8 protein-coding genes are annotated in these 11,929 nt (G+C 63.4%); 4 read left to right on the forward strand and 4 right to left on the reverse strand.

Going from position 1 to position 11,929, the window contains the following annotated elements; all coding sequences use genetic code 11:
* Positions 1-13 precede the first annotated feature (13 nt).
* Positions 14-844: a proteasome-type protease gene (locus BLR66_RS17335; protein WP_093289825.1), complete on the reverse strand. Its 831-nt coding sequence runs from the start codon at positions 842-844 to the stop codon at positions 14-16.
* A 118-nt stretch (positions 845-962) separates the two neighbouring features.
* On the opposite strand from BLR66_RS17335, the gene BLR66_RS17340 reads away from it, so the two are divergent.
* Both BLR66_RS17340 and BLR66_RS17345 read left to right on the forward strand, forming a co-directional pair.
* Complete coding sequence (locus BLR66_RS17340; protein WP_093289826.1) at positions 963-2,144, forward strand: class I SAM-dependent methyltransferase; 1,182 nt, start codon at positions 963-965, stop codon at positions 2,142-2,144.
* Positions 2,132-2,533 carry a VanZ family protein gene (locus BLR66_RS17345; RefSeq protein ID WP_093289827.1) on the forward strand — a complete coding sequence of 134 codons (402 nt, stop codon included), beginning with the start codon at positions 2,132-2,134 and terminating at the stop codon, positions 2,531-2,533. Before BLR66_RS17340 ends, BLR66_RS17345 begins: the two co-directional genes overlap by 13 nt.
* A 129-nt stretch (positions 2,534-2,662) precedes the next feature.
* Here the strand turns inward: BLR66_RS17345 and BLR66_RS17350 are convergent, their stop codons facing one another.
* The 3 genes from BLR66_RS17350 to BLR66_RS17360 all read right to left on the reverse strand — a co-directional run bounded on the left by BLR66_RS17350 (position 2,663) and on the right by BLR66_RS17360 (position 9,128).
* Positions 2,663-4,972, reverse strand: a complete 2,310-nt coding sequence (locus tag BLR66_RS17350) for a family 20 glycosylhydrolase (RefSeq protein WP_093289828.1) — start codon at positions 4,970-4,972, stop codon at positions 2,663-2,665.
* 245 nt (positions 4,973-5,217) lie between these two features.
* Positions 5,218-7,965, reverse strand: coding sequence for a TonB-dependent receptor (locus BLR66_RS17355; RefSeq protein ID WP_093289829.1), 2,748 nt, complete (start codon positions 7,963-7,965; stop codon positions 5,218-5,220).
* A gap of 134 nt (positions 7,966-8,099) precedes the next feature.
* Positions 8,100-9,128 carry a glucokinase family protein gene (locus BLR66_RS17360; protein ID WP_255402750.1) on the reverse strand — a complete coding sequence of 343 codons (1,029 nt, stop codon included), beginning with the start codon at positions 9,126-9,128 and terminating at the stop codon, positions 8,100-8,102.
* A gap of 415 nt (positions 9,129-9,543) precedes the next feature.
* Here BLR66_RS17360 and BLR66_RS17365 point away from each other — a divergent pair, with 415 nt between their 5' ends.
* Both BLR66_RS17365 and BLR66_RS17370 read left to right on the forward strand, forming a co-directional pair.
* Positions 9,544-10,836, forward strand: coding sequence for a sugar MFS transporter (locus tag BLR66_RS17365; RefSeq protein WP_093289831.1), 1,293 nt, complete (start codon positions 9,544-9,546; stop codon positions 10,834-10,836).
* 42 nt (positions 10,837-10,878) lie between these two features.
* A complete protein-coding gene (locus BLR66_RS17370; RefSeq protein WP_093289832.1) occupies positions 10,879-11,925 on the forward strand; it encodes a LacI family DNA-binding transcriptional regulator in 1,047 nt (348 codons plus the stop codon).
* Positions 11,926-11,929: the final 4 nt, after the last annotated feature.

The following is an 11,929-nucleotide window of genomic DNA, read 5'->3' on the forward strand; positions in this document are numbered from 1 at the left end:
TCGCTACGGACTGTTATTGCTGTCCGGAGGCATCGCCCGGATCGGGCCGCGGCGCCACCCGGCGCGGCGGCAGCGGCGGCAACGAAGAAGTCTGCTCTTCGGGTTCGCGCGCAGGTTCCCACGGGAAACGCGGCAGGCTGTGCACCGCCGCTTCGAGTTTACGCGACCAGGTTTCGTGGATTTCCGCATACAGCGGCGTATCGCCTTCCATGCGCATCTTCTGGGTGATCTTCAGGTCGCCGGCGCGGATCAGGGCGATATCGATGGGCAAACCCACCGACAGATTGGAGCGGATGGTGGAATCCAGCGACACCAGCGCGCAGCGCGCGGCGTCTTCCAGAGTGGTCTGCGGGCGCAGGATGCGGTCGAGGATGGGTTTACCGTATTTCGATTCGCCGATCTGCAGGTACGGCGTCTCCGGCGAAGTGGCGATGCAGTTGCCCAGCGGATAGATCATGTACAGGCCGGGCCGTTCGCCGGCGATCTGCCCGCCCAGGATCAGGGTGGACTGCACGCTGACGCCGCTCTGCTGCGCTTCGTCCTTCATCCTGGCCTGGCTGGCCACCAGCACTTCGCCGACGTACTCGGCGACCTCGTACAAGTGGGTGAAGGTGCGCAGGCTGCGCTTGGCGTTGGGATCCTCGGCATCGTGCGTCAGCCGGGAAATGGTCAGTTGCGTGGTCGCCAGGTTGCCCGCCGACATGATCACGAACACGCGATCGCCGGGATACTCGAACACATGCATCTTGCGGTAAACGCGCACGTCGTCGAACGAGGCGCTGGTGCGCGTATCCGCCGCGAAGACCAGGCCTTCGTCCGTTTCTATGCCGACGCAGTAGGTCATGTGGCCGTTTGTGCTGCCGTTGTGCTGTGCGTCAACGATTCTATGCGGGCCATCCACGCTTGGCTAGCGTTGCCGTCGGCCGCGTAAGATGTGGTGCTCGCTCTCACATTCCTATCCCATGCCAGATCTTCCTCCACCCGACCCGGATGCCGCCCGTCACAGCGAAGGGTTGGCGGCGATGATCCGCGGCGAAATCGCCGGGACCGGCGGCGGCATTCCGTTTTCGCGCTTCATGGAGCTGTGCCTGTATGCGCCCGGACTGGGCTACTACAGCGCAGGCAGCACCAAATTCGGCGCCACCGGGGATTTCGTTACCGCTCCCGAACTCGGCCCTCTGTTCGCCGGTTGCGTCGCCACCGCCGTGGCGCCGGTACTGCAGCAACTGGGACCGGAAGCGGAGTTCCTGGAAATCGGCGGCGGCAGCGGCGCTTTCGCCGAGGTCATGCTCAAGCGCCTGCTGGCGATGGACGCTTTGCCCGCGCGCTACGCGATCCTCGAACCCAGCGCGGATCTGCGCGAGCGTCAGCGCGAACGCCTGGGACGCAGCCTGATTCCGCCGGTGTTCGATCTGGTGGAGTGGCTGGACGGCCCTCCGGAACAATCCTGGAACGGCGTGCTGTTCGCCAATGAAGTGATCGACGCCTTGCCGACTCCGCGCTTCACTCTGCGCGATGGCGAAGTGTTCGAGGAAGGGGTGGCGCTGGGGGAAGACGGCCGTTTCGTGCGCAGCGACCGGCCCGCCGATGCCTTGCAGGCCGCGGCGGTGCGCCATCTTGAGCGCACCTTGGGTGCGCCTTTCCCCGACGGCTATCGTTCCGAGTTGCTGCCGCAGCTGCCGTACTGGGTGCAAGCGGTCATGGGCGGGTTGGAAGCGGGTGCGATGCTGTTCGTCGACTATGGCTATCCACGCCGCGAGTACTATCTGCCGCAGCGCGACCAGGGCACGCTGCGTGCGTTCTACCGCCATCAGACGCACAACGACGTCTACGCCTGGCCGGGTTTGCAGGATCTCACCGCTTCGGTCGATTTCACCGCATTGGCGGAAGCGGGCACCCATGCCGGCTTCGACTTGGCTGGCTACTGCACGCAAGCCAGCTTTCTGCTGGGCAACGGCCTGCCGCAGCTGTTGCAGGAAGCCGAAGATCGCGCCTCCGAAGCGCAACTGCAACGCCTGCGCAATGAAGCCAAGCAACTGACTTTGCCTAGCGAGATGGGCGAAAGATTCCAGGTCATGGGCTTCTCCCGCGATGTGGAGCTCGGCGCTGCGTTCCTCATTGGCGACCTGACGTGGCGGCTGTGAGCGCGGCGCTTAAACCGCTGCGCCGGCCGCGGCTGTGGCTGGGCCTGTGGATCGCGGCCGTCGTGGCGCTGATCGTGGTCTGCCTGATACCGCTGGATTCGCTGCCGCCATTGCCGGACAACAGCGACAAGGTGGAGCACCTGCTGGGTTACTTCCTGCTCGCTGCCGCGGCGGTGCAGTTGTTCGGCAGCCGTCGTTCGTTGTCGCTGGCTGCCATGGGTCTGATCACGCTGGGAGTCGGCATCGAGTTCGCGCAGGGCTTCACCGCCTACCGTTCCTCCGACCCTGCCGATGCGGTGGCCAATACCCTGGGCGTGCTGCTGGGCATGACCACGGCGCTGACGCCGTGGCGCGATCTGTTGCTGCGCATGGAAAAGCACCTGCCCTGATAGAGGAGCGCCCCATGGCGAGGCCCCTGGAGCAGTGTAGGTCGGGGCTACGCCCCCGACGCTTCCGACCAACAGGAACCCGGAATCTCCCCGTGCCCGTCGGCCACGTAGGGCCGACCTACGGGCTGATCACGGACGCAGCGTTACCCGATCCAGCACCCACATCGCCGGACGCGTATCGCCGGTGAAGAAGATGCACAGGTTCTGCGGGCCGGCGACCGCTTTCAGCGGCGTCTTCAAGGTCACGAAACCATCGGCGTCGGGCGCGGCCGGCAACGGTACCGTCGCCAGCAACTCTCCGTCGCAACCCGCGCGGATCTCGAGCTCGCCGTTCGCACTCTTCGCCTGCTTGAACTTGCGCGAGGGCTCGTCGTGCGCAAGCTGGAAGTAGTACGGCAGGCGGCCGGCGCGTACTTCGATCGAAGCGATGCCGTCCAGATCGGCGGCTTTCCATTCCCAGCAGGGATTGAAGATGTCCGCATTGAAGATGGCTCGCTCGCCTTCGATGGGGCCATCGTCTTCGAGCCGGAGCATCAGCGCGCCGGTGCACATCGCCAGCTCTTCGTCGCTGCGTGTCAACAGCGAGGCAGCGTCCAGCTCGCGGTCGGTGGCCTTGGCCAGCGGCTTCCCGTCGACGAACACCGATGCACGCAGTTCCGCGGGTAATGCCAGCGAGAAAGGTCCTTTGTAGGCAGTCGAACCAACCGAAGGTTCGCTGCCATCGGTGGTGTAACGAATGTCGGGATAGCCCAGAGAATTCGACAGACTGACTTCCACGCTTTTGCGCTTGCGGTCTTCCACCAGCGTGCTGCGCACCTCGAACGGCGTTTGCGCATAGCCGATGCCCATCGCCTGGTAACGCTGCAGTTGCGTGGGCAGGCGGGCGAGGAAACCCTCCCAGTCCTTTTTCTGCACCGGAGACCATGCCGTTTCCGACAGCGCGGCGATACGCGGGAAAACCGCATGCTGCACGCGCGCGAAGGTGCGCATGTGTTCGGTCCACACGTTGGCCTGCAGGCCCAGGATGTGCGAACGCTTGTCCGTGGCCAGTGTGGCGGGTACCGGTTCGAACGCGTAAACCTGTTTCAGCGGAATGGTCGCCGGACGCCCGGGTGGCTCGTTCGGCGAATCGGTCTGCAGGTAGTCCAGGTACAGCTCCGAGGAAGGCGCCATGACCACATCGTGGCCCTGGTTGGCGGCGGCGATGCCGCCTTCGATGCCGCGCCATGACATCACCGTGGCCTCTTCGGGCAGGCCGCCTTCCAGGATTTCGTCCCAGCCGATCAGGCGCCGGTGCTTGGCGACCAGATACTTCTCCAGCCGCTTGATCAGGTAGCTCTGCATGCCGGCTTCGTCCTTGACGCCCAGTTCGCGGATCCGCTTCTGCACGCGCGCCGACGCCTTCCACTGGTCTTTCACCGCCTCGTCGCCGCCCACATGCACATAGGCGCCGGGGAACAGATCGACCACTTCGCCCAGCACGTTTTCCAGGAAAACGAAGGTGCTTTCCTCCACATTGAACAGATTGGTGTTGACGCCCCATTCGTTGGAAACCACCGGCGGCGTATCCAGCACGCCCAGTTGCGGATAGGCGGCGATGGCAGCGGTGGCGTGGCCGGGCACGTCGATCTCGGGAACGATGGTGATGTGCAGCGCGGCCGCGTAACGCACCACGTCGCGAATCTGTTCCTGCGTGTAGTAGCCGCAGTAGGGTTTCGGCTTGTCCGAGGCATCCACGCCGCCGTCTCCTGCGGGAATGCGGCAGCCGCCGACCTCGGTCAGCTTGGGATAGCGCTTGATCTCGATTCGCCAGCCCTGGTCGTCGGTCAGGTGCCAGTGGAAGGTATTGAGCTTGTGCAGCGCCATCGCGTCGAGCATCTGCTTGATTTGATCGACGCTCTGGAAGTGGCGCGCCGAGTCGAGCATCAGCCCGCGCCAAGCGAAGCGCGGCGTATCGTCTATGCGCAAGGCCGGCAGGGACAGCGCACGGGCCTCGCCGGGCGGCAGCAGCTGCCATAGCGTTACCGCGCCATAGAAGAGGCCGCGCGGATCGCGCGCCGATACGATGGCGCGTTGCGGATCTATTTCCAGCGTATAGCTTTCCGGCGACTCGCCTGCCGCTTTGGGGTCGATGCGGAAGTGGATCGCGCCTTTGTTGGCGCCGTTTTTGTCGCGTACTTTCAGCTTCAGGCCATGACTCTTGGCGACGAAGCCGGCCAACTGCTCGGCGGCAGCGCGCGCCTGCGGGTCCAGCGCCACGACCTGCGTGGCCGGATCCACCACAAAACTGCCTTCATTCCGCTGCATCGATGCGGGCGCGGGTATCAACGCCGGCTCCGACGCCGCCGTGCCGGCTGCGGCCATTGCGCCGGATGGGCACACGGCCAGCAATATCAACGCTCCCAATGCAACAGGCCGCAGGCAATCCGAAATCGTCATCGCTTCATCCTCGCAAGATTGTCGATCCTAACCGACAGCGTGGGAGCGGCGTCCCGCCGCGAGCTTTGCTTTTGCTTTCTTGGCGGCAGAAAAGCAAGGGCAAGAACAAGAGCTCGCGGCGGGACGCCGCTCCCACGACTGTTCTGGCGTCGGATCAACGGGTGGCATCCATCATCCCTCAAAAAAATCGGGCCCGGACAAGTCCAGGCCCGTGAGGGAAACACATCAAATAAATCTTGAGCTGCTTAGAACTTGAAACGGAAGTTCAGGTAGTACTGGCGACCGTTCTCGTAAATAGAACGCGGGCGATCCTTGTTTTCGGCGTAGTACTTGGTCTTCGGGTTGTTCAAGTTCATCAGGTCCAGTGCCAACGAGAAGTTGTCGGTGATCTGGTAGCCGAACGACGCCGAGACGTTGTCGATCTCGTCTTGGTAGAACGCGGAGGCGCGATCCAGGCCGCTGAAAAACTCGGAACGGTAGTTGTAGTTGACGCGTGCGTTGAATTTGTCGTTCTCGAAGTAGGCACCCACGTTATAGGTGTTCTCCGAGGTGCCGAGCATCGCCGTACCGTCGTCGGTGTCGCCGTCGGCGTAGGTGTAGTTCGCGAACACGCCGAAGTGGTCGCCGAACGGCTGCTCCCATGCCAATTCGAGGCCTTTGACCTTGGCGCTTGAGCTGACCGGCACGGTGAGATCGTACTGGATCAGTTCACCCTGCGGGCGCTGGGCGTCGATGGTGAAGTAGGCCTGGCGATCGGTACCCAGCGCCACGTAGTTGTCGATGTCCATGTAGAACACGCCCACCGAGAACAACGCGCGTTCAGCGTAGTACCACTCGAAGGTCGCATCGAGGTTGGTGGAGATGATCGGCTCGAGCTGCGGGTTACCGCCGGTGCCGGTACCGATACCGCCGACGGCGGCGGGCGGGGTGAGGCTTACCGCACCTGCCAGCGCCGAAAAATCCGGGCGCGTCAGCGTGCGCGACGCGGCGAGGCGAAGCACCATGTCGTCGTTGAGGTTGTACTTGAAGTTCGCGCTGGGCAGCCAATCATTGTAGGTGTTGGTGGTTAGCACCTTCTTGAACGCGCCGAAGGCAGAGGTCGTGATCGCAGCCGGATCGAGCGGATCGGCATTGACGTAGTTGGTGACCTCCTCCTCGGTGCGCACAAAGCGAACGCCCAGGTTAGCGGTCCAGCGCTCGCCGCTGAAGTTGAACTGCGTATAGGCGGCCGAGCTGGTTTCCTCCAGGCCGTATGCGCCCGGGAAGAAGAAGCGCGACACCGGATCGCGGTTGGTCATCTGGTTGAAGATGGCCAGCTGTCCGGGCGAGAAATACCAAATGTTGCGCGGAAAGTTGCCGCCCAGGCCATCGCCGAAGTCGCCCGGATAGTTCTGGAAACCATTCGGCCAGTTGGCGGGATCGAACGGATCCGGTCCGCCGGAGAAGTCCGGGCCCTGGGCCGTGACCTGATCCAGATTGCGCTTGTGGCGGGCATTGCGAACGCCGAACTCGATGGAGTCCAGCACGCTGTCATCGACGAAGTACTTGCCGTCCAGCTTCGCCCAGTCCTCCTCGTCAACAACGTCGATGTCTTGGAAACCGAAGATCCAATCGAGCCGGTAGTCGGTGCCGGGTGTGCCCGGTACGCCGGTGTTGGCGTTACCCAGGTGCCAGTCGGCGGCGCCTACGCCGTGCAGCCCCCAACCCGCGCCGGAGTTCAGGCCCACGTCCCACTCGGCCACGTCCTGAGTCGGGGTTTCGCCGTGGCCTTCGGAGGTGCCGATCTGGCCGGAGAAAGTCAGCTTGTCGCTGACGTCCCATTTGCCATCCACACTGAAGAACTCGGTGCTGGATTTCGCGCCTGGGCGCGAGATCTGGTCGTAGATGCCGAATGCGTTAGCGGGATCGACTCCAGGTGTCGCCGCGAATTCGGCCTGGACCAGGGTATTGTTGCGGATCACATAGCCTGGCAAAGGCACCTGGCCGTTGGCGCCGTTGGTGCCGTTGATGATGCGGCTGCCCCACAGCATGTAGTTGCGGTTGTAGTTGTCGGCCTTCATATCCGAACGGAAGTAATTGGCTTCCAGCTCCACCGTATCGGTAGGCTTGAACTGCGCCGTGATCATGCCGCCGGTGCGTTTGCGCTCCTGTTCGAACAGTGCCGAGCCGACCAGAGTCGGGAAGAAGACGCCGACCAAGTCGGGATGGGCAACGCCGGCCGCAGTATTGGCGCCAATCGCTTCGTAGCCCAGTAGTTCCTGGCCGTCGCGGCGCAGATGTCGCTCTTCGCTGAAAGCCTGCACGGTCAGGCCGAAGCTGCCGTCGGCATTTTTCCAGTTGCCCAGAACCGAGATCTGCGGGTCGGTCTTGCCCGGCAGTTCGGCATGCACTGCGCCGACCGAACCGAAGATGCTGAACCCCTCATCGAAGTTGAGTGGATTGCGGGTGACGATGTCGATGCTGCCGACCGCGCCACCTTCGACCAGCTTGGCTTCGGACGACTTGCGCACCACGACCCGGTCGACCAGTTCGGCCGGCAGCAGAGAGTAGCTGACGCTGCGGCCGACGGTGCCGGTCTGGTTGAGTACGAACCAGTCGCCGCTAGCGACATTGTGACCGTCGATCAGAGTCTGGGTCAGGCTGGGGCTGGTACCGCGCATGCTTACGCGGTCGTTCTCGTCGAAAGCGCCTTCGTTGGCGCTGGCGGCGCTGATGTTGACGCCCGGTACGCGCGACAGCGAGTCGGCCACGTTCTTGTCGGGCATCTTGCCGATGTCCTCGGAAGTAATCACTTCCACGCGGGAATCGGAGTCGCGCTTCGCCTCAAGGGATTTTTCGATACTACCGCGGATGCCGACGACGGTGATGGTCCCCAGATCTGTCGCGTCTTCTGTAGTTTGCGTCGTCGTGCTGGTTTCCTGCGCGTGCAACTGCGCAGCGAAGCTGAGGCTCGCCACGATCGCAGCCGAAAGGATTGATTTTTTACAGTTCATGATGCTTCCCCATCGCTGGTTGAGTTGTGGCAACGAAGACCGCTGCCGTGCCTATGCCCGTTGTTGCTGATCGTTTTCAGTTGGGCCGCGCCTGCCCAAGCAGGTGGCCCGTGGTCGCTCCGACGACTTTTCTCCTACCCACCCTCACATTGGCCGAGGTACCAGTTCGCGGCGCCGATGACGCCGAGTTGTCCGTGCTCGACCAACCGCACGGGTATGCGTTCCAGCGCCGCGCGCATCGGTCCCTTGTTGAGGAACCGTTCGACGAAGCTGCTGTTCAAAAGGAATTCGCGGATCTGCGGCAGGATGCCGCCGGCCAGGTAGACGCCGCCCTGCGCGCCGTACAGCAGGGCCATGTCGCCGACCGCGCTGCCCAGCAGGCCGCAAAAGATCTCCAGGCTTTCGCGCGCCAGCGCGTCGCTGCCGGAGATCGCGGCGGCGGTGATCTCGCCGGGCGTCTGGTACCGGTTGCTGGATCCGCGCAAGGTGCACAGGGCGTTGTGCAGATTCATCAGGCCCGGGCCTGACAAAGCGTATTCGACCGGCACATGCGTGCGCTGCTTCAGCATTTCCGCCAGCAGCGCCATCTCGATGGCGTTGCCGGGGGTCAGCGCGGCATGGCCGGCTTCGGTCGCCAGCACCACGGCGCGCTTGCCGGTGGGAATCCACACCGCCGCGCCCAGGCCGGTGCCGGGGCCCAGCACCAGCGTGGGTCCCGCTGGTGCGGTTTCGGGCCCGGTCAGGCGCAGCACTTCGCTGGCGTCCACATAGGCCGCGGCATGGGCGACGGCTTCGAAATCGTTGACCAAGCGGAACTCGCGGAAGCCCAGGCGTTCGCGTATTTCCTGCGGCGACAGGCGCCAGGGCAGGTTGGCGGTGATCACGGTGCCGTCTTCCAGCGGATATCCGGCGCTGGCGATCACTCCGCGGCCGATGGTCTCGCCGCCCAAGGTACCGATGAAGTCCTGGATGATTTCCGTCAGTCCGGGGTATTGGGCGCAGGCGTATTTGCGGTACTGCAGCACGGCGACGGGGTGGGCAGGATCGTCGCTGCCCTGTACCAGGCCGATGCGTACGTGGGTGCCGCCCACGTCGGCGGCAATGAAGCGCTCATGCAGGGCGTCCAAGGAGTTGACCGGCAGTGGATTGGCGTTTGCGACCACACATCTCCCCATGTCTTCGCGAGCCGCGGCGCAGTAATCCGCAGGGCCATTACGGCCGGAGTGTGAGATTGGTCTGACAACGTTGTCAACAGGTGGTCATGAAAAACTGACAGGCCTGGCCAGGATAGTTGCATCAGTATCGATGTGAGTAATAATTTTGACCAATTCGGCTCATTTTCGGACATTATTGTTCATATTCGCGTGGATACCGTTGTCTCCATACGGTCAGCTTGCTGCGGTGCAAGAGAATTCAGGAGCCGGGATCGACCGCATTTGAGTACTGCGCGGGCGTCCGAAGTGGCCTCCGGAAGAAAAGTATGACAACGTTGTTCCCAGTCAAAGTCGCAAACCGCCTCGGGTAGAGCCCGTTCGCCAGCGGTGCTGCGGCCACCGCCAGATAGGGGAGTCCATCGTCATGACTGCAGTACCCGCCAATGCCACCGTCGCCGCCAACCGGCACGTCGGTTCCATCGCCATCATCGGCTTGCTGTTCTTCATCATGGGGTTCTTCACCTGGATCAACGGGCCGCTGATCACCTTCGTCAAGCTGGCTTTCGATCTGGACGAAGTGAAGGCGTTCTTCGTCGTCTTCGTCTTCTACATTTCCTATTTCATGTTGGCTTTGCCCGCGTCCTGGGTGCTGAAGCGCACGGGTCTGAAGAAGGGATTGGCGCTCAGCCTGTTCGTCATGGCGGTGGGGGCGGCCCTGTTCGGCGAACTGTCCACCCAGCGCGTGTATGCAGGCGCACTGACCGGACTGTTCGTGATCGGCGGCGGACTGGCCATGCTGCAGACCGCGGTCAATCCCTACATCAGTATCCTGGGACCCATCGAAAGCGCCGCGCAGCGGATCGCGGTGATGGGCATCTGCAACAAGGTCGCCGGCATGCTGGCGCCGTTGCTGATCGGCTCGCTGGTGCTGCACGGAATCGGCGACCTGGCTACGCAGGTGAGCACCGCCGATGCGGCGACCAAGGCGATGCTGTTGAACGAGTTCGCCGCCAAAATCCACACCCCGTACCTGGTGATGGCCGGTGTGCTGGTGCTGGTGGCCATTGCGATCCTGTTTTCCTCGTTGCCGGAAATCAAACCCGCCGACGCCAATGCCGAACGCGCCGACGGCGCGGCCGGCGCCAAGGGCAACGTGTTCCAGTTTCCGCATCTGTGGCTGGGCGTGCTGTGCCTGTTCGTCTACGTGGGCGTGGAAGTGCTGGCGGGCGATGCCATCGGCACCTATGGCAACGGCTTCGGCTTGCCGCTGGACGAAACCAAGTTCTTCACCTTCTTCACTCTCTGCGCGATGCTGCTGGGCTATCTGATCGGATTGGCGGCGATTCCACGCTTCATCTCGCAGCAGCGTTACCTCAGCGTTTCGGCGGTGATGGGCATCGTGTTCGCCCTGTGCGCGTTCCTGACCAAGGGTTATGTGTCGGTCGGTTTTGTCGCAGCGCTGGGACTGGCCAATGCGATGATGTGGCCGGCGATCTTTCCGCTGGCGATCAAGGGCCTGGGCCGCTTCACCGAAACCGGTTCGGCGCTGCTGGTCATGGGTATCGCCGGCGGCGCGATCATCCCGCAGGCGTTCGCCATCCTGAAGCAGCACCACGATTTCCAATTGGTGTTCGCGCTGCTCGCCGTGCCCTGCTACCTGTACATCCTGTTCTTCGCCTTGCGCGGACACCGCGTGGGCAAGACGAAACAGGCATGATGCGCAAGTTACCGGGAATCACAGGCAATGGCTGAGCCGAATATGCGCAGACCCACCATCAAGGATGTCGCCGAACGCGCCAAGGTGTCGCTGAAGACCGTGTCGCGCGTCATCAACAACGAACCCTCGGTGATGCAGGGCACGCGTGCGCGCGTGCTGCACGCCATCGCCGAACTGGATTACGAACCCGACCAGTCCGCGCGCAACCTGCGCAGCGGCACGCCGTTCGTGGTCGGCCTGATCTACGACAACCCCAACCCGTACCACATCATCGGCGTGCAGAACGGCGTGCTGGCCGCGTGCCGGGAAACCGGTTTCGGCCTGCAGATCCATCCCTGCGATTCCACCTCGCCGCTGCTGGCCGAAGAATTGTCGGAACTGGTGCAGCGTTCGCGCCTGGCCGGCCTGGTGCTGACCGCACCGATGTCCGAAAGCATGGAACTGGTGCAGGCGCTGGCGGCGCGCGGAGTGAAGCTGGTGCGCATCATCGCCGCCACCGAAGACCCCAACGACGGCTACCCCTGCGTCTACGTGGATGACCACGATGCCGCCTATGAAATCACCGAACACCTGATCCAGCTCGGCCACCAGCGCATCGGCTTCCTGTGGGGCGGACTGGCGCACCGGTCCAGCATCGAACGCTACAACGGCTACGAGAAGGCGTTGAAGGATTACGGCATCACCCTGGACAAGCATCTGGTCGTGCCGGGCGACTACACCTTCGACGATGGTTTCCGCGGTGCCCGGCGCTTGCTCGCTTTGCGCGAGCCGCCGACCGCGATCTTCGGATCCAACGACGAGATCGCCGCCGGCGTGCTCGCCGCCGCCAAATCGGCGGGCATGAACGTGCCCTACGACCTTTCCATCGCAGGCTTCGAGGACAGTCCGTTCTCCAAGCAATCCTGGCCCGCGTTGACCACCGCCAAGCAAGCCACCGAGGACATCGCCCGGCAGGCCGCGCGCCTGCTGATCGCCGGCTTGCGCCACGACGCCTACGACGAAAACCCCACGCCGCTGCACAACCAGGGCTTCGTGCCGCAACTGGTGGTGCGCGGCTCCACCGCGCCGGTACGCCCGCGCAACGATTGAAGCC

It is taken from the genome of Pseudoxanthomonas sp. CF125 (assembly GCF_900104085.1).
In the GTDB taxonomy this organism is placed as follows: Bacteria; Pseudomonadota; Gammaproteobacteria; order Xanthomonadales; family Xanthomonadaceae; genus Pseudoxanthomonas_A.